We start from the raw sequence: 18,384 nt of genomic DNA, 5'->3' as shown, positions 1-18,384 counted from the left end.
CCATGCAGCAGAATGCCCATGGGTCAAGGCGGCGGCACGGCGGAGGGTGATGGAGATGGCGAAGTTCTTGGTGACCGGTGCGACCGGATTGATCGGGCGCCAGGTCACCCGGCAGCTGCTCACCCGGCCGGACGTGGAACGGGTCGCGCTCGTGGTGCGCGCGTCGTCGCGGGAGAAGCTGGCCGCGCTCGTCGACGGATGGCCGCATCCGGACCGCGTGACGCTCGTGACCGGCGACCTCGGCGAACCGCTGATGGGAGTGTCCGAAGCGGACCGGGAGGCGCTGCGCGGCGTCGACCACGTCATCCACCTCGCCGCGCTCTACGACCTCACCGCCGACGACGAAACCAGCGTCCGGGCCAATGTGGACGGCACGCGGAACGTCCTCGACCTCGCCGCGGACCTGAACGCCGGATGCCTGCACCACGTCTCGTCGGTCGCCGTCGCCGGCGACCACGAAGGACTGTTCACCGAGGACATGTTCGACGTGGGCCAGCGGCTGATCACGCCGTACCACCGGACCAAGTTCGAGGCCGAGAAGCTCGTCCGGGAACAGCACGAGGTGCCGTGGCGGGTGTACCGGCCCGCGGTCGTGGTCGGCGATTCGCAGACCGGCGAGATGGACAAGATCGACGGTCCGTACTACCTGTTCCCCGCGATCAGCAGGCTCGCCGGGCTGCCGGACCTCCCGTCCGCGGGCCCGGATCTGGGCGACACCAACGTGGTTCCGGTCGACTACGTCGCGAAGGCCCTGCTGGAACTGGTCGTCAAGCCCGGTCTCGACGGCCGCGCCTTCCACCTCGTGAACCCCGAACCGCAGCCGGTGGTGTCGGTCTACAACGCGTTCGCCCGCGCCGCCGGGGCGCCGACGATCACCGTGCAGCTCGGCGAGAAGGTGTCGAAGGGAATCGTCGGGCTGGTCAAGCTGAGCGAGCACATTCCCGGGTTCACCATCGCCCGCGACGCGGTGCTGGAGCGGCTCGGCATTCCGCCGGTGCTGCTGGAAACGATGGCGTTCCCGTCGGTGTTCGCGTCCGCGGAAACGCGGAAAGCGCTGGCCGGCAGCGGGGTCGAGGTGCCGCGGCTCGAGGAATACGCCCCGACGCTGTGGCGCTACTGGCGCGAACACCTCGACCCGTTCCGCGCACGCAAGCACGGCCCGCGCGGCGAACTGGACGGCCGCCGGGTGATCATCACCGGCGCGTCGTCGGGCATCGGCCGGGCCACCGCGCTGAAGGTCGCCGCGGCGGGCGGAGTGCCGCTGCTGGTCGCGCGGCGGCAGCACGAACTGGAAGAGGTGCGCGACGAGATCATCGCCGCGGGCGGCACCGCCTCGGTGTACCCGGCGGACCTCACCGACGAGGATTCGGTGCACAAGGCCGTCGACGCGATGCTGTCCGAACACGGCCGGATCGACATGCTCGTGAACAACGCTGGCCGGTCGATCCGGCGGTCGATCAAGCTGTCGTACGACCGGATGCACGATTACGAGCGCGCGATGGCGATCAACTACTTCGGCGCGGTGCGGCTGATCCTCGCGGTCCTCCCGCACATGTCGGAGCGGAAATTCGGGCACATCGTGAACGTGTCCTCGATCGGCGTGCAGGGAATCGCGCCGCGGTTCTCCGCCTATGCCGCGTCGAAGGCCGCGCTGGACTACTTCTCCCGGATCGCGGCGACCGAAACGCACGGCGACGGGATCACCTTCACCACCATCCACATGCCGCTCGTGCGCACGCCGATGATCCGGCCGACGAAGATCTACGACGCCTTCCCGACGAAATCGCCGGAGCAGGCGGCGGACATGGTGATGAAAGCGCTGATCCGGCGGCCGAAGCACATCGGCACCCCGGCGGGCCAGGCGATCGGGCTGACCTACACGCTCGCGCCGGGGCTGACCGACGCGATCGCGTACCAGGGTTTCCGGATTTTCCCGGACTCCGCGGCGGCGGGCGGCAGCGGGAAACTGAAGATCGGAAGGGGAGAAAAACACCTGTCCCGCGCGGCGATGGCGCTGGCCCGGTTGTCGCGCGGCTTCCACTGGTAGTGACGGCTTCGCGCGGCGGGTGAGGCCGTTCAGGCGAGATCGCGACGAAGAACCGACCCGGGGCGGTGATTCACCACTCCTGGCGGCACGCACGCCAGGTGCGCGGGTACGGTCGTGGGCATGGTTCCCGAGCGAGACAACGGCCTCCTCCCGCTGCGGCGCGAGTACACCGAAGCCTGGCGCGGCTTCGACCGTAACGAGGTGCGGCAGTACCTCGACCACCTCGAGGCCCAGCTGCACCGGCTGATCACCGACCGCGACGCGGCGGCCGCCCAGGTCGCCACGCTGTCGCGCGAACTCGAGACGGCGCGCGGCGAAGTGTCGAAGCTGCAGGCCCGGGTCGAGGAGCTGATGAAGCCGCCGGAGCGTCTTGAGGACCTGGACGAGCGGATGCAGCGCACCGTCACGCTCGCGCAAGCGCGGGCCGAGGAGATCACCAAGCGCGCGCAGGTGGCGGCCGAGAAGCACTGGGCGTCGTCCACCGAGGCGTCGACGAAGCTGCGCGAGCGGTACCGCCGCCTGGTCGAGGAGCTGGACAAGCAAGCCGAAGCGCTGCACTCGGAGCACGAGGCCGCGCTGAAGGAAACCCGCGCCGAAGTGCAGCGGCTGACGGTCGAGGCGGCGCAGCGCCGGGAACTCCTCGACAACGAAGCCGAGCGCAAGCGCCGCAAGATCGAGCGCGACTTCGACGCGAAGATCACCGCCGAGCGCACCGCGCACGAAAAGATGATCGCCGACCAGCGCACGGCCAGCAAAAACCAGGCCGAACGCCGCATCGCGGAAGCCACCGCGGAGGCGGCCCGCCGCGTCGAGGAAGCGACGGCGGAGGCCAAGCGCCGCCTCGACGAAGCGACCACGCAGGCAGCCCAGCGCACCACCGCGGCGACGCGCAAGGTCGAGCGGCTCGCCGAGATCCGCGAACAGGCCCGCAAGAACCTGGCACTGGCGGACGAGGTCCTCAGCCGCAGCGAAGGACTGCTGACGGCGCTGCCGTCGGAATCAGTGCTGCCCGCAGCGTCGAAACTCGTCGGCGGCGACGACGCGGCAAAGCCGGACCCGTCGCCCGGACCGGTTGAGACGAAGGCCGCACCGTCGCCGAAGCCGAAGGCTGGAAACGGTTCGGCGGCCAAGACGGCTGGGAATGGCTCGACGGCGAACGGCGGGTCGGAAAGCCCGGCGGGGAACGGCACGAAGAACGGCAACGGCGCGACGGCGAACGGCGCGAAGTCCCAGCCGCAGACGGCTGGCAAGCCCAGCAACTGACCCTGGCTCGCAGGAGGCCCGCCGATCCCAACCTGGATCGGCGGGCTTGCTTCGTTCTGCGGCAAAGGCGACTGGGAACGGCTCCGCGGCGAACGGAGCGAACTCCCACCCACAGACGGCTGACGAACCCCGCAACTCACCCGGCTCGCAGGACGCCCGCCGACCCCCACCCGGATCGGCGGGCCGCTCGGCTCCGCGGCCAAGACGACCGGGAACGGCTCCACGGCCAACGGTGCCAACACAGCTCGCAGGCAGTCCGCTCATCCCAACTCGGTTCGGCGGGCCACTCCGTTCTGCGGCCAAGACGACTGGGAACCCTCGACGGCCAACGGTGCCAAGCCCCGGCCACAAAGGGCAGACGAGCCCAGCAACTCACCGGCTCACCGGACGCCCGCCCATCCCGACCCGGATCGGCGGGCCCGCTCGGCTCCGGCCAGCACGGCCGGGAACGGCTCTACGGCGAACGACAGGCCGGAAAGCTCGGCGGGGAAACGGCGCGAGGTCCTCGCCGCGGAAGGCAGGCAAGCCCAGCACCTAACCCGGCTCCACAGCCAGCCCACCGACCCCCACCCGGATCGGCGGGCCGCTCGGTTCCGCGACCGAGACGACTGGGAAAACCCACACCCCAACGGTGCCAAGCCCAGCCATAGACGGCAGGCAAGCCCAGCACCTAAACCCGCAGCTCGCAGGAAGCCCGCCGACCCCACCCTGGATCGGCGGGCCCGCTCGGCTCCGCGGCCAAGACGACCGGGAAGGCTCCACGGCGAACGGTGCCAACCACAGCTCCTGAAAGGCCCGCCAATCCCAACCCGGATCGGCACGGCCCGCTCCGTTCCGCGGCCAAGACGACTGGGAAAGCCCACGTCCAACGGTGCCAAGCCCAGCCACAAAGGGCAGACAAGCAGCAACTCACGCGGCTCGCAGCCAGCCCACCGTCCCCATCCGGATCGGCTGTGCGACCGAGTCTGTGCAGGGTTCGACGACAAACGACGGGTCAGCGGAAAGGCCCACGGCCACCGGCGCGAAGTCCCCGCCGCCAGGCTGCGGACAAGCCCAGCACCTAACCCCGCGCACGGCCAAGCCCGCGGCCAAGTCCCTGAAAGGCAGCGACCCTAAACCGTCCGCGGCCAGGGGTTCCTCGATTCCAGTTGTGCCGCCAACCCCAGCAGCAGCGGTTCTCCGCCCGGTCGAGTCACCAGTTGCACGCACATCGACAGGTCGTGGGCCGGATGGCGGGACACCGGCACGGACAGCGCTGGGTATCCGGCCAGGTTCCACGGGCCGGTGAACGCGGCCACTCTCGCGGACGGGACCGCGTTCGTCAGCCAGGGTTTGCGGTGCCAGGGGCGGGCCTTCAGGGGCAGCGTGGCGAGCGTCGGGGTTACCAGCACGTCGTGCGAATTGAAGAACTGCGCTGCGATCGCCTGCCATTCGTCGCGGGCTCGGTCGGTGACCAGGTGCGAAGTCAGGCGGCCCAGGCGGACGTGGGTTCGGGTGCGGGGTTGCAGGCGCGACAGGTCGAACGACCCCGCCGCCTGCTCGGCCGGGCCGGCGAACCAGCGGGCGAGCAGGCCGGCCAGGGTGCGAAGGGGGTAGGCGGGGGTCGCCGAGATTACCGTGTGGCCAGCTGAGGCCAGGAGGTCCGCGGCTTGGTCGACGGCGGCGCGCAGCGGGCGCGGCAGCGGGGCTCGGGTGAAGGGGACCTGGGTGGAGGTCGCGATGCGCACCGGGTCCGGAGTCGTCGGCGTGGCCCATTCCGGGCGGTCGGCCAGGACGGACATCAGCAGGGCGGCGTCGGCGACCGTGGTGGTCAGCGGGCCGTGGGTGGAGAGGCCGAACCAGCCGGGGGCGTCTTCGCGGACTACGTCTCGGCCCGGTTTCAGGCCGACGATTCCGCACATCGCGGCGGGCAGGCGGATCGAGCCCAGGCCGTCGGTGCCGTGGGCGATGGGGACGAGTCCGGCCGCGACCGCGGCGGCGCTTCCGCCGGAGGAGCCGCCTGCGGTGAAGGACGGGTTCCGGGGGTTGCGGGCGATTCCGGTGGGGTCGTCGCTGGTCGGGAAGATGCACAGCTCCGGCACGCGGGTCAGGCCGACGATCACCGCGCCTGCCGCGCGCAATCGGGTGGCGATCAGGCCGTCGGAATCGGCCGCCGTGCGGGGTCCGGCTTCCGAGCCCCAGCCCTGGTATTCACCGGCGACCTCGGTGACATCTTTGACCGCGACGGGGACGCCAGCCAGCGGCAGCGAAGCCAGGTCCGGGCGGGCCGCGACTTCGGCGGCTTCGGCTCGTGCCTCGGCGAAACGCACTCGGCGGAAGGCGCCGACGACGCCGTCCGCTGCTGCGATCCGGGCGAGTGCTTCCTCAGTCACCTGGACCGGGTCCAGCTCTCCTGCCCGCACTCCGCGAGCGATCTCTACCGCCGTCTGCGCCATGCTCAGCACATTAGATCGCCCCGGCGCGCAAGGCATACGCCACCGCGTGCGCCCGGTTGTTCAGCCCGCATCGGGTCATCAGGCCATAAAGGACATTCTTGACCGTCCGCTCCGAATAACAGAGCTTCGTCGCGATCTCCTCGGTGCCGTACCCCTCGGCGACCAGCCGCAGCACGTCGCATTCGCGCGACGCCAGGCCGGACAGCGTGAGGCCGTTCGGCTCCAGCACGTCGCGGCGCATCCGCTGCACCTGGGCGAGCAGCGCGCCCTGCAGCCGCGGCGGGAGCGTAGCCGTGCCGTCGCCCGCGGCCAGCACTGCCGAGACCAGTTCGCCGCCGCCGGTTTCGCGGCGCGGCAGGATCGCGACGACGCCGCATTCGACGGCCGTCATCAGGTCGCTCTCGCGGAAATGGTCGACCACGATCACCAGATGCGGGCCGGTCAGCTGCTCGGACTGCCTGCCGAGCTCCCGCACCTGCGACAGCACCCGGTCGGTCACGTGCTCCTCCATCACGAGGACCACGTCCGCCTGGCTCGCCGCCTCCTGGCCGAGCAGCACCAGCTCCGGGCGCGAACCGAGCAAGCTCGCGGCTCCGGCCCGGGTGATCGGGTCCGAGGCGAGCACCGCCACCTTCACGAGCTTCACGATTACCCCCTTCACATTGCCTGGACGCAGTGTGTCCGGCGAGACTTCACGTTTTCTGGCGCGCTCGTGAAGGCCAGTGAAGAGAACCGGGGTTTTCGCTGTTCAGCGGCCTCTTTTCGGGTCCTCGGCGGTGATCTCGCGGAAGGCTTGCGCCGCCCGGTCGAGGCATTCGGGCATCCGGTCGAGCGCAGTCGCCCACTCCCGTTTGGCCTCCCGGTACCGGGCTCGCGCGGCGGCGGGCCAGCCGGCCACCTCCGGCTCCACCGCGGACTCCAGTTCGGCGAGCACCGCGCCGAGGTCGCCGGTCGTCCGGCGGATCCGGGACAGCACCTCGGCGGCCTGTTCGAAGCCAGGATCGCCGTTCATCGAGGCTCGGCGCACCGCAGGTGCTCATTTGAGCGCTCAACAGTGCTGGACGCGGCCGTACCGCGCGCGACGTCCACGAGATCTGCCAGACTTGCCAGAATGCGATCGAACTGCTGCTCCCAATCGTTCATCGCCTGGCCGAACCGGACCGCCGCCTCGCCGCGCCACGACGCCTGCAGGGCCGCCATTTCGCTGTTCACCGTGCCGAAACAGGCGTTCGCGGCGTCGATCGCCGCCGCGAACCTCGCCCCCAGGTCCACGCCTCCTCCTCCCCGCCCGCGCGCCGAAGCCGCGAATCGAGCGCGCGGGATCCTTCTCGAGGCTGCCGCAGGGATTCCCGTCCGGAAACCGGAGCGCGCGGGCGATGCCCCTTTGTCACGGCAGGTGTGCCTGCCGAACCGTCCGGCCGGTTTGCCCGGCGTTCACCGGCAGTCCTCCCCCGCGCCCCTGTCAGGCGGACAATTCGCTGGACAAGACCGGCAAAAGCAACCTGGGGCGGTCCCGCCACGTCACCTTTTCGGCGTAAGCTCACCAGAGGCATCCGGCGTGTGACGATCCGTCAGCGCGTGAAGGGAGACCGATGTCGGCATCCGGCGGCGTCCCGGCGCCGGAAATCCAGCTGCTCGGACCGGTGCGAGCCTGGCTCGGCGACCGGCAGCTCGACCTCGGTTCCGCTCATCGGCGCACAGTCTTCGCGGTGCTCGCGTTCTCGGCGAACCGCACCGTCTCCCGCGAAGTGCTCATCGACGCAGTGTGGGGCGACGCGCCCCCGGCCAGCGCGCAAGGGAGCATCTACACCTACATCTCCGGGCTGCGCCGCGTCCTCGAACCGGACCGCCGCAAAGGGGCCGAATCGCGGCTGATCGCGTCCACCGGATCCGGCTATTCGCTGTGCGTCGAACCGGAGCAGATCGACGTCCACCGTTTCACCGCGCTGCGCGACCTCGGCAACCGGCTGCTCGCCGAGGGACGCCGGGCCGAGGCGCGAAGCGTGCTCGACGAGGCTCTCGCGGAGTGGGACGGCACGCCGTTGCAATGCCTGTCCGGGCATTACGCCGCCGCGCAGCGGGTGCGGCTGGAGGAACTCCGGCTGGCCACCGTCGAACGCCGGGCCGAGCTGGCGATGGACTCGGGCGAGTCCGCCGGGCTCGTCACGCAGCTCGGCGAACTCGCCGCGGAGCATCCGTTCCGGGAGCCGCTGCACGGTCTGCTCATGCGAGCACTCGACCAGACGGGGCGGCACCACGAGGCTCTCACCGTCTACACCGAGCTGCGCGAGCGGCTGGTCGAGGCGTCCGGCACCGAGCCGGGGCCAGCGCTGCGCGAGCTTTACGAGAAACTGCTGGCCGCCGATCAGGCGGCCACGCCCGCGCCAGCCACGAAGGTCCCGCGCTTTCCGTTGCCGGTGCTGCCGCCGCGGCCGGCGACGTTCGTCGGGCGGGAAGCCGAGCTGCAGCTGCTGGGCGAGGCCGTCGCCGGTCTCGGCGGCGGCCTCGGCCGTTCCGTGTGGGTCAAGGGCGAACCGGGGATCGGCCGGACCGCGCTGCTGGCCGAAACCGTCGCGCTGGCCCACGAAGCCGGCTACCCCGCGCTGTTCGCCGCCGCCGACTCGCTCGACCAGGGCTTTGCCCTGCGCCCCCTGCTGGACGCGCTCGGCGTGCACCCGCGCGCCTCGGACCTGCGCCGCGCGGAACTGGCGGTGGCGCTCGCCGAGAACCCGGAGCTGGACCCGGTCCAGGGCATTCTCGGGCTGGTCCGGCAACTCTGCGCGGACGGTCCGCTCGCGCTCGTGGTCGACGATCTGCAGTGGGCCGACGACACCACGCTGCAGGTGTGGCAACACCTCGCCCGCGAAACCCGGCGGCTGCCGCTGCTGCTCGTCGGGGCGAGCCGTCCGCTCCCCCGCTCGGCCGCCCTGGAAGCGCTCGCTGCGGAACTGTCCTCCGGCGCCACTTCGCTGCTGCGCTTGGAACCGTTGCCGGAACACGACATTCGCAAGATCGCCGCCGACCTCACTGGTGCGCCGCCGAACCGGATGTTCTCGCTGCTGCTCGGCCACGCCGCCGGAAATCCGCGCTACGCCACGGAAATCGTCGAAACGCTGCTGGCCAATTCGATGATCCTGCTCGACGGCGCGCACGCGATCGTCGACGGTTCCTCGTGCCGCTCGATCCCGTCGCCGCTGGGCTCGCGAATCACGCTGTACCTGATCTTCCTTTCCAGCTCCGCCCGAGACTTGTTGCGCTGGGCGGCTTTGCTGGGCAAGGAATTCTCGCTCGCCGACATCGCGATCGCCACCGAACGCGCGCCGACCGCGCTCGTCGCCGCGGTCGAGGAGGCGCTCACCGCGGGAGTGCTGGTCGAGTCGGGAGACCTGCTCGCGTTCCGGCATCCCTTGCTGCGCCGCGTGTTGTACGAAAAGACGCCAGCCGCGATGCGCGTCGCGCTGCACCGGCAGCTGGCCGAGGCGCTCGACGGAGCGGGGGCGGGCGCGGAACGCGTCGCCGAGCAACTGGCCGCGGCGCCCGCGCAGGTGGACCCGTGGGTGGCGAACTGGCTGGTCGAGCACATCGGCACGGTTGCCGCGCAGTCGCCGCGGATCGCGGTGGACCTGCTCAAGCAGGTGGTCAAGCAGGCGGTGCTGCCCGCCGAGGCCCGGGAACCGCTCACCGCCACGCTCGCCCGGCTGCTGTTCTGGCTCGGCCGGGAACCGGAGGCGGAGGCGCGGTCGGTCGTCGCGCGCACCAAAGACAGCAGGCAGGCCGCGGAAATGCGCTGGATCCTCGCCTACATCTATTACCGTCGCGGCGAATTCGCCGAAGCGGCCGCGGAAGTCCGCCGCACGCTGGCCGATCCGAAGGTGCCGGAGATGTGGCGGGGGCGGCACGAAACCCTGCGCGCGACCATCGAACGGTTCGCCGTCGACCATCAAGCGGCCGCACCGGATCTGTCCGAGCTTGGCGTGCTGGACGGTCTCGACAACGACGCCGACCTGAGCACCGCGCGAAGGCTGGCCGCGACCCGGGCGGTGCCCGGCGAAATGCACCTGGCCGGCGCGGTGCACTATTACTGGCGCGGCCGATGGGGCGAGGCACTGTCCGAATTGGACACGGTGATCCGGGGCGGTGCGGAAACCGCGTCGTATGTGTTGCGCAGCCCGGGATCGGCGTTGCTGGTGCACGGCGTCGGCGCGCTGATCGCGAGTCATCGGGACGAACCGGACGAAGCTCGCGCGCATCTCGACGCCGCGGCCCGGCACCAGTTCCCGCACGGTCTCGAACCGAACGGCGGCGACTATCTGCTCGCCGCACGCGCCCAGCTCGCCGAGCTGGAAGGCGATCCAGACGCCGCGCTCGCCGCGCTGCTGCCGTTGCTGGAGCAGAACTACCCTCCCGCCGCGCGCCAGCAGTGGCTACCCGATCTCGCCCGGCTCGCCATGCAGCTCGGCGACCAGCCGCACGCGTTCCGGGCGCTGCGGCTGATGGGCGACACCAGCGGGTACGACACTCCGCCGTCGCACACCGCGGCGACCGCGCACTGCCGGGGCCTGGTCACCGCCGATCCGGACGCGATTCTCGCCGCCGCCACGCACTACGAGTCCGCCGGGCGCATGCTCAAGCACGCTCGGGCCAGCGAGGACGCCGCGATCCTCCTCGCCGAGTACCGCCGTCTCGACGAGGCGCGCACCGCCTTCCTCACCGCACTCACGAGCTACACCTCGGTGGGCGCGGCCTGGGACGTGCGGCGGGCCGAGACGCGGATGCAGCCGTACGGCATCCGGCGGGCCAGTCCGGTCCGCGCGCGTGCGGCGGGAGAGTGAACCGGGGTGGACTCGCGTCCATGATCGATCGGTAAACTCGGTCAACACGGCGAATGGAACGGCATGCCAGGGGATGTGCGGGTGACGGCGCTCGGCCCGCTGCGCGCCTGGCGCGGGACGACCGAAATCTCGCTCGGACCCGCGCGGCAGCGGGCGGTCTTCGCCATGCTGGCGATCGCCGCCGGACGGCCGGTGCCGCGCGCCGAGCTGATCGCGGGCGTCTGGGGCGATGCGCCGCCGGCCAGTGTCGAAGGCAGCGTGCACACCTACATCTCCGGGCTGCGCCGCGCGCTGGAACCGGAACGCACCCGGTGGTCCGCGTCGACCGTGCTCGGCTCCGGTCCGGCCGGCTACACGCTCGACCTCGCACCGGAAGCGCTGGACGCGGCGAGGTTCGAGCAGCACCGGGAAAACGGCAAACGCGAGGCCGAGGCCGGAGCGCACAACCGGGCGGTCGCCGAGTTCAGCGCCGCGCTCAAGCTGTGGCACGGCGAAGCGCTGTCCGGGGTGCCGGGCAACTTCGCCGAGCGGCATCGCGCGTACCTGGCCGAGCTGCGGCTGGACACGCTCGACCGGGCTGCCCGCAGCAAACTGGAAATGGGCGGCCACCAGGAGATCATCGCCGAGCTGACCGCGCTCACCGCCGAATACCCGCTGCGCGAATCGCTGCGGGCCTCGCTGATGCTCGCGCTCTACCGCAGCGGCCGGCATTCCGACGCGCTCGACGTGTTCCAAGACGCGCGCCAGACGATGCGCGCCGAGCTGGGCGTGGAGCCCGGGCCGGGACTGCGCGAACTGCACCAGCGCGTGCTCGCCGAGGACCCGGCGCTGGATCTGCGGCGGCCGGCGATGCCCGCACCGGTCGTGCGGACGCCGCGGGAACCGTTGCTCGGCCGGGAAGCCGAGGTCGGCAAGCTGCACCGGCTGCTGGAGCAGGTGCGGGCGGGTCGCGGCCGGGCGGTGTGGATCGAAGGCGAACCTGGGATCGGGAAGTCGGAGCTGCTGGCGCACGCGTTCGGCGACGCCGGCGGCCTGCAGGTCGCCTGGGTCGCCGCGGACGAGCTGAGCATGCGGTTTCCGCTGCAGGTGATGCACGAATGCCTCGCGATCGACCCGCATTCGCCGGATCCACGCCGGGCGCGCGTCGCGCTGAGCAGCGAGGAACCGGTGCGACGGGTGGGCGACCCGGTGCTGGATTCAGTGGACCGGCTGCTCGCGCTCGTTGACGAGTTGTGCGCCGAATCGCCGTTGCTGCTCGTGGTCGACGACCTGCAGTGGGCGGACGAGTCGAGTGTCCTGGTGTGGCACCGGTTGTCCGCGGCCGCCCGGCAGCTGCCGTTGCTGCTGGTCGCCGCGACGCGACCGGCCCCGGAGCGACCGGAGCTGACCCAGCTGCGCCGCGGCGTCGAGACGCGCGACGGGGTCGTGCTCGACCTCGGTCCGCTTGGCGAGGACGCCGTTTTCTCCCTGCTGCGGCGGCAGATCGGCGCGGAGCCCGGGCCGCGGTTGCGGGACCTGGTCGCGCGCGCCGACGGCAATCCGATGTACCTCAAGGAAATGCTGGACGCGCTGGTGCATTCGGGCGCGGTCGAGCATCGCGACGGACTCGCCGACGTCCCGGATCCGCAGCGGTTCGAGCCGCCGGAGTCGATCGTCGCGGCGGTCAACCGGCGGCTGGAGCTGCTGCCCGCGAAGACCCGGCACGTGCTGGGCTGGGGCGCGATCCTCGGCATGGAGTTCGAGGTGGGCGACATCGCGGCGGTGCTCGGGCAGCGTCCGTCGGACCTGCTCGGCCCGCTCGAAGAGGCCGTGGCGGACAACATCCTGCTCGACACCGGGACCCAGCTCGCGTTCCGGCTTCCGTTGCTGCGCCAGACGCTGTACCACCGCCTGCCGCCGGAAACCCGGGCCCGGCAGCACCGGCAGGCGGCGGAAGCGCTGGCCAAGATCGGCGCGCCGGTGAAGCGGGTCGCCGAGCAGCTCGTAGCCGTTCCGTCCACTGTGGACCCGTGGGTGCTGGACTGGCTCGTGGAGCACCAGAGCGCGGTGTCGAACCGGGCCCCGCTGATCGCGGTCGAGCTGCTGGAGCGCGCGCTCGCCGTGGTCGAGGATGCCGATCCGCGCCGCGAGCCGCTGCTGGTCGCGCTGGTGCGGGTGCTGTTCCGGCTCGAACGGAGCCCGGAAGACCTTGCGCTGCAAGCACTCGCGGTATCGCGAGATCCGGACAACGCCGCCGAGATGCGCCACGTCTTGTCCGCGATGCGGTTCCGCCGCGGCGACGTGCAGCTCGCGGTGGAGACGCTCGGGAATCCGGCGGAGGACCCCGGGGTTCCGGAGCTGTGGCGGGTCCGGGGCCGCCATCTGCTCGCGAACTTCCGGCGCGGCGGACTCGACGACCTGGACGTCGCGGAGAAGAACGCCCATCGCGCGCGGGCCGAGGCGAACGGCGACGCCTACCTCACCGCGCACGCGCTGCAGACCTTGTGGCTGGTCGATTCCGTGCGGCGGCACCACGCCAGCGCGCTCGAGCATGTGGACGAGGCCATCGCGGCGGTCGGCGACGAGCACGAGCTGGCCGATCTGCACCTGGATCTGCTGGACAACCGCGTCTTCACGCTGCAGAACCTCGACCGGCTGGACGACGCGAACCGCACGCTGCAGGAGGCCGCCGAGGTGACGCGGCGGCACAGCATGCCCAGCGGGCTGCAGGTTTCCGTCGCGGTGCACCGGTACTGGGAAGGCCGGTGGGACGAAGCGCTGGTGGAGCTGGACACGGTGACCGAGGACGGTCCGGCGATCACGTTCTTCGGCCTGCGGGAACCGGGCGCGGCGGCGCTGCTGCTGCACGGGGTCGCGGCGCTCATCGCGGCGCGGCGGGGCGAGCACGCGCAGGCGGCCGCGCTGCTGGACGCCGCGGAGGAGCACGCGCCCGCGACCAGTGCCGAGCGGGAGAGTTTCGACTTTTTGCTCGCCGCGCACGCGCTGGTCGCCTATCAGCAGGGTGATCTGCGGAAGGCGATCACCGTGTTCGAACCGATCCTGAATCCGACTTACGCGCAGATGATGTTGCGGCATCAATGGTTGCCGCAGTTCGCGCAAATCGCGTTGGCGGCGGGCGACCGGGCCGCGGCGGAACGGGCGCTGGCGGTATGTGTCGAGGAGGCAGAGAAGGAGCTCGAACCGGCGCGGGCGTTCGCGGCCGCGGAATGGTGCCGCGGGTTGCTGGGCGAGGACCCGGAGCCGGTTTTGCGGACGGTCGAGCATTTCCGTGCGGTGGGGCGGAAACCAGAGCTGGCCAGTGCGTTGGAGGACTCGGCGGTGCTGCTGGCCCGGGTCGGCCGGCTGGACGCCGCGCAGGCCGCGTTCGACGAGGCGGCTTCGCTGTACACGGAACTTTCGGCGGCGTGGAATCTGGAGCACGCGGAGACGCGGTTGCAGGCGGTCGGCGTGCAGCGGGGGTCTTCGGTGGCGTCGGCGCGGCCCGAGCACGGCTGGGAGTCGCTGTCGACGCTGGAGGTTCGCATCGCCCGGCTGGTCGCGGCTGGCCGGTCCAATCCGGAGATCGCGACGGAGCTGCGGCTGCCTCGGCGGACGGTCCAGGCGCACGTCGTGCGGTTGCTCGGGAAGCTGGACGCGCCGTCGCGCAGCGAGCTGGCGACAGCCGTGGCGCGCCGCACGGGTTGACGAAAGTCGGGGGTGGCCGGAGACGGTCGGCAGGCGCGGGAGACCCGGCCGGAACGGCAGAGTTCCGGCATGCGCTTCCGAACTGTCCTCGCCGCCGCTCTCCTCGTCACCGCTTTGGGCGCCGCGCCCGCTTCGGCGGAAACCACTTTCGAACTGCCTACGCCAACTGGACCGCACGCGATCGGCGAACGCGACGTCCATCTCGTCGACCAGGCGCGGAACCGGGAACTGATGATCAGCGTCTGGTATCCCACCCGGCCCGGCTCCGGCCCGAAAGCGCGGTATTTGCCCGCCGCGGCCGCGCCGTACTTCGACCAAGGCGCGGCACCGGCGCTCGGGCTGCCGGCCGGCAAGGTCGACTGGGCGGCCGTCGAGACGCATGCCCGGGCGGACGCGCCGGTGCAGGGACGATGGCCGGTGGTCGTGTACTCGCCGGGCTGGGGGTCGCTGCGGGCGCTGGGCAGCGCGACGGCCGAGGATCTCGCCAGCCGTGGGTACATCGTGGTGACCCTCGACCACACCAGCGAGGCGCCGTTCGTCGTGTTTCCGGACGGGCGGGTGATGTTTTCGCAGCACAGCAAGGATCTGGTGGCGGGGATGCGGACGCGGGTCGCGGACGTCCGGTTCGTCCTTGACCAGCTGCCTGGTATTCCCGGCCTCGGCAAGGCGATGGACCTGAGCCGGGTAGGGGTTCTCGGGCATTCATTCGGCGGGGACACGGCGGCCGAAGTGTCCACTGTGGACTCCCGGGTGGATGCTGCGGCCGATCTGGACGGCTGGCTCGCTTACGACGTCGACGGCAAGCAGCTCACTCGCGCTGGCGCGGACGGAGTGCCGCGACCGGTGCTGCTGATGGGGTCGTCCGGCAGCACCAGCGACGGTCAGGCGCGCAGCCATCGGACTTCACCGGCGTGGAAGTCGTTGTGGGAGCACACTTCGGCACCCAAGCAGGACATCACGCTGGCCACGGCAATGCATTACAGCTACACCGACGTCCAGTGGTTCCTGCCGAAGCTGGCGCAGCGGGTCACGGTGGATCCGAAGGTGCAGCAGACGCGGATCGGGACGATTGATCCGCGGACGAGCATCGCGGTGCAGCGGGCCGCGATCGCCGGGTTCTTCGGGCGGTACGTCTCGTGAGTCACGCCCGGGTCAGGCCGGTCGAGATGCTGCGCACCAGGTTCCGGCCGAGCAGCAGGAAGAGGATGATCACCGGCAGCACGCCCAGCGTCGCGCCGGTCAGCATCAAGGCGTAGTCGGTGAAGTACCCGCTGGCCAGCTGGGACAGGACCACCTGCACAGTCGGCGTCTGCGCCGGGTCCAGTACTACCAGCGGCCAGAAGTAGTCGTTCCACGCGCCGAGGAAGGTCACCATCGCCAGGACGGTCGCTTGTGGACGGATCGCCGGAACCGCGACGTGCCAGAACGTGCGCAGGATCGACGCTCCGTCCACAGTGGCCGCGTCCACCAGGTCCTGGTCGATCGAGCCCTCACACGCCTGGCGCATCCAGAACACGCCGAACGCGCTCACCAGCGCCGGCACGATCACCGCCTCCAGCCGGCCGTACCAGCCGAAATCGCTCACCACCAGGTACAGCGGGACGACCCCGAGCTGTGCGGGCACCATCGCCGAGCCGACGACGACGAGGAACAGCGTGTTGCGGCCGCGGAATCGCAGCCGGGCGAAGGAGAATCCGGCGAAGCTGGACAGGACCACATTGGACACCATCACCGTCGTCGCGACGATCAGCGAATTGCCGATCGCCAGCCAGAAATCGACGGTGGCGAAGACGCGCTGGATGTTGTCGAAGAGGTGGCCGCCGGGCAGCAGCAACGGCGAGGTCTCGCCGATGGCCGCGTTGTCCCGAGTGGACACTACGAACGACCAGTACAGCGGGAACAGCGACGAGGCGACCAACCCCACCAGCACCGCGTACACCCAGGCTCCGGCCCGGCCCCGGCGGATCACGGCGCACCCACGAAGCGGCGCACGAGCCGGTAGTTGATGATCGCGAACACCAGGCAGATCAGGAACATCACCCAGGACAGGGCCGCGGCGTATCCGGCGTCGAATTTGCCGAAGCCTTTTTCGTACAGATACATCGTGAGGGTCTGGAACTGCCGGTCGTTGCCGCCCGCACCGCTGTTGCCGGTGGCGTCGAACAGCTGTGGTTCGGCGAACAACTGGAGTCCGTTGACCGTGCCGGCCACCGCGGTGAACGCGATCGTCGGCCGGATGCCGGGCACGGTGATCGACCAGAACGACCGCCAGCGCGAGGCCCCGTCGAGCGCGGCGGCCTCGTAGAGGTCCTGCGGCACCGCTTGCATCGCGGCCAGGTAGATCAGCGCGTTGTAGCCGGTCCAGCGCCACATCACCATGCTCGCCACCGCGAGGTGCGACGACCATTGGTGCGCCTGCCAGGAAACCGGCGGCACCCCGAACCAGCCGAGCACCTCGTTGACCACGCCGTAGCCCGAGCTGTACAGCTGCGCGAACACCAGCCCGACGGCGACCACGGAAACCAGGTTTGGCAGCAGCAATCCGGACCGCCACCAGGTCGCCGCCCGCAGCGGCCGGTTCAGCAGCGCGGCGATGCCGAGCGCGAGGAAGAACTGCGGAATCGCGGCGAGCAGGAAAATGCTCACGGTGTTGAAAAGCGCGTTGTAGAACCGCGGATCGCCGAACAGCTCGACGTAGTTCGCGAGGCCGATCCCGCCGTCCGGTCCGGAAAGCAAATCCCACCGGTGCAGCGAAACCCACGACGTGTACAGCAGCGGAAACGCGCCGAACAGTCCAAACAGGACAAAGAACGGCAAGATGAGGACGTAGGGGGTGAGCTTCCGGTCCACGACAGCTACTTGATCGCGTCGCGGCCCATCCGGACCGCGTCGGCCCACGCCTGCTCGACATTCTCGCTGCCGTCCTCGATCCGGCCGAGCGCGCGGCCGAATTCGGGACGCACGTCCGCGTCGTGCAGCCCGCGGTAGTTCGGCCGCAGCCGGTCCGCCGACGCGGCGTAGATCTGGCCGACCGGAGCGTTCGAGAAATACGGATCGGTGTGCGCGATGACCTGCGGATCCTGATACACGCTCGGTTCGCTCGGCAGGATCCCGGCGGAAAGGAAAAGCTGTTTCTGCTGCGCGGGCGCGGTCAGCCACTGCGCGAGGTCGTAGGCTTCCTTCGGGTGCGCGCTCTGCTTCGGCACGGCGAGGAAGGAACCGCCCTGGTTGCCGCTGTTGCCCGGCACCGTCGTGACGTCCCATTTGCCGCTGCCCGCGTCGCCGCCGGCTTCCTTGATCTGCGCGAGCATCCACGCCGGGCACGCGATGGTCGCGAAGGTGCCCTGTTTGATCGCGACGTTCCAGGCCTGCGTATAGGTGGTCGCGCCCGCTGTCTGCCGGGCTTGCGCGAGGCCGCCGGACAGCTGGAAGGCGTTGCGCACGGCGGGATTCTTGTCGGCGATGTAGGAATCGTCCTTGGCGGAGAAGTAGTTCTCCGGCGACTGGTTGAGCATCGCGGTGTAGACAGTGCCCGCCGAATCGGCGAACTTCACCTTCGGCAGCTTTTCGGTGAAGCGGGCGGCGAGATTCGCGTAACCCTGCCAATCGGGCATCAGCTCGGCGACGGCCTTGCGGTCGGTCGGCAAGCCGGCCTGCTGGAAAAGATCCCGGCGGTAGCACATCGCGAGGCTGCCCATGTCGGTGCCGAGCCCGAACACGTAATCGCCGGAAGTGCCCTGCGCCCACTTCCACGGCGCCCATTGCGATTTCAGCTTGTCCGCGCCGTAGTCGGCGAGGTTGACGAATTTGTCCTTGGCCCGAAGGTACTTCGGGAGGTACTGCTCCTCGACCGCGACGACGTCGGCCGCGCCGCGACCGGCCGCCAGCTGCGTGGCGAGGCTCTTGAAATGCGTGTCGAAATCGGTGACCCGGCTGCGGATCTCGATGTTCGGATGGTCCTTCTGGTACTGCTCGAACAACGGCGCGTAGCCGAATTCGCCGAACGTGGCCACGCTCAGCGTGATCTTCCCCGAGGACGCGGCGGAACCGCACGCGGCCGCCAGTGTCAGGAATGCGGCGGCGAGCGCGGCAACGGCCGGGCGCCGGGTCAGCTTTCGCACGT

Annotated in this window: 12 protein-coding genes; 5 read left to right on the top strand and 7 right to left on the bottom strand. The window is 70.5% G+C overall.

What is annotated here, in order from left to right:
• Window positions 1-55: 55 nt before the first annotated feature.
• Window positions 56-2,047, top strand: a complete 1,992-nt coding sequence (locus F9C11_RS12930; protein ID WP_409185104.1) for an SDR family oxidoreductase — start codon at window positions 56-58, stop codon at window positions 2,045-2,047.
• A gap of 120 nt (window positions 2,048-2,167) precedes the next feature.
• Window positions 2,168-3,310 (top strand): cell division protein DivIVA, encoded by a 1,143-nt coding sequence (locus tag F9C11_RS12925; protein WP_409185103.1) that lies wholly within the window; start codon window positions 2,168-2,170, stop codon window positions 3,308-3,310.
• A gap of 1,112 nt (window positions 3,311-4,422) precedes the next feature.
• Here the strand turns inward: F9C11_RS12925 and F9C11_RS12920 are convergent.
• From F9C11_RS12920 to F9C11_RS12905, 4 genes are all read right to left on the bottom strand, one after another.
• The gene (locus F9C11_RS12920) at window positions 4,423-5,745 is read right to left on the bottom strand and encodes an amidase (RefSeq protein ID WP_409185102.1); all 1,323 of its coding nucleotides are present in this window, start codon (window positions 5,743-5,745) and stop codon (window positions 4,423-4,425) included.
• Window positions 5,746-5,755: 10 nt separating this feature from the next.
• Window positions 5,756-6,391, bottom strand: coding sequence for a LuxR family transcriptional regulator (locus F9C11_RS12915; RefSeq protein ID WP_409185101.1), 636 nt, complete (start codon window positions 6,389-6,391; stop codon window positions 5,756-5,758).
• 102 nt (window positions 6,392-6,493) lie between these two features.
• Window positions 6,494-6,757 (bottom strand): hypothetical protein, encoded by a 264-nt coding sequence (locus F9C11_RS12910; protein WP_409185100.1) that lies wholly within the window; start codon window positions 6,755-6,757, stop codon window positions 6,494-6,496.
• Window positions 6,754-7,017, bottom strand: a complete 264-nt coding sequence (locus F9C11_RS12905) for a WXG100 family type VII secretion target (protein ID WP_409185099.1) — start codon at window positions 7,015-7,017, stop codon at window positions 6,754-6,756. The genes F9C11_RS12910 and F9C11_RS12905 overlap by 4 nt, the downstream gene beginning before the upstream one ends.
• A gap of 320 nt (window positions 7,018-7,337) precedes the next feature.
• Here F9C11_RS12905 and F9C11_RS12900 point away from each other — a divergent pair, with 320 nt between their 5' ends.
• From F9C11_RS12900 to F9C11_RS12890, 3 genes are all read left to right on the top strand, one after another.
• Window positions 7,338-10,577 (top strand): BTAD domain-containing putative transcriptional regulator, encoded by a 3,240-nt coding sequence (locus tag F9C11_RS12900; protein ID WP_409185098.1) that lies wholly within the window; start codon window positions 7,338-7,340, stop codon window positions 10,575-10,577.
• A 63-nt stretch (window positions 10,578-10,640) separates the two neighbouring features.
• Entirely contained in the window at window positions 10,641-14,261 is a 3,621-nt protein-coding gene (locus F9C11_RS12895; RefSeq protein ID WP_409185097.1) for a BTAD domain-containing putative transcriptional regulator, read from the top strand.
• A 69-nt stretch (window positions 14,262-14,330) separates the two neighbouring features.
• Window positions 14,331-15,401 (top strand): alpha/beta hydrolase family protein, encoded by a 1,071-nt coding sequence (locus tag F9C11_RS12890; protein ID WP_409185096.1) that lies wholly within the window; start codon window positions 14,331-14,333, stop codon window positions 15,399-15,401.
• Between the two features lies 1 nt (window position 15,402).
• On the opposite strand, the gene F9C11_RS12885 is transcribed toward F9C11_RS12890, so the two are convergent.
• The 3 genes from F9C11_RS12885 to F9C11_RS12875 are packed head-to-tail and all read right to left on the bottom strand — an operon-like array spanning window position 15,403 to window position 18,382.
• The gene (locus tag F9C11_RS12885) at window positions 15,403-16,230 is read right to left on the bottom strand and encodes a carbohydrate ABC transporter permease (RefSeq protein ID WP_409185095.1); all 828 of its coding nucleotides are present in this window, start codon (window positions 16,228-16,230) and stop codon (window positions 15,403-15,405) included.
• Complete coding sequence (locus F9C11_RS12880) at window positions 16,227-17,111, bottom strand: carbohydrate ABC transporter permease (protein WP_409185094.1); 885 nt, start codon at window positions 17,109-17,111, stop codon at window positions 16,227-16,229. Before F9C11_RS12880 ends, F9C11_RS12885 begins: the two co-directional genes overlap by 4 nt.
• 5 nt (window positions 17,112-17,116) lie before the next feature.
• Entirely contained in the window at window positions 17,117-18,382 is a 1,266-nt protein-coding gene (locus tag F9C11_RS12875; RefSeq protein ID WP_409185093.1) for an ABC transporter substrate-binding protein, read from the bottom strand.
• Window positions 18,383-18,384 lie beyond the last annotated feature (2 nt).

Origin of the sequence: Amycolatopsis sp. VS8301801F10 (genome assembly GCF_046195355.1) — a bacterium.
Taxonomy (GTDB): domain Bacteria; phylum Actinomycetota; class Actinomycetes; order Mycobacteriales; family Pseudonocardiaceae; genus Amycolatopsis.
The sequence above is the reverse complement of the archived record's forward strand: the minus strand, read 5'-3'. Positions and strand labels throughout refer to the sequence as shown.

Excerpts from the sequence above, each read along its gene's own strand:
- F9C11_RS12910 (WP_409185100.1), bottom strand. The coding sequence starts at position 6,757 with ATGAACGGCGATCCTGGCTTCGAACAGGCCGCCGAGGTGCTGTCCCGG.
- F9C11_RS12920 (WP_409185102.1), bottom strand. The coding sequence starts at position 5,745 with ATGGCGCAGACGGCGGTAGAGATCGCTCGCGGAGTGCGGGCAGGAGAG.
- F9C11_RS12925 (WP_409185103.1), top strand. The coding sequence starts at position 2,168 with ATGGTTCCCGAGCGAGACAACGGCCTCCTCCCGCTGCGGCGCGAGTAC.
- F9C11_RS12900 (WP_409185098.1), top strand. The coding sequence starts at position 7,338 with ATGTCGGCATCCGGCGGCGTCCCGGCGCCGGAAATCCAGCTGCTCGGA.
- F9C11_RS12930 (WP_409185104.1), top strand. The coding sequence starts at position 56 with ATGGCGAAGTTCTTGGTGACCGGTGCGACCGGATTGATCGGGCGCCAG.
- F9C11_RS12895 (WP_409185097.1), top strand. The coding sequence starts at position 10,641 with ATGCCAGGGGATGTGCGGGTGACGGCGCTCGGCCCGCTGCGCGCCTGG.
- F9C11_RS12890 (WP_409185096.1), top strand. The coding sequence starts at position 14,331 with ATGCGCTTCCGAACTGTCCTCGCCGCCGCTCTCCTCGTCACCGCTTTG.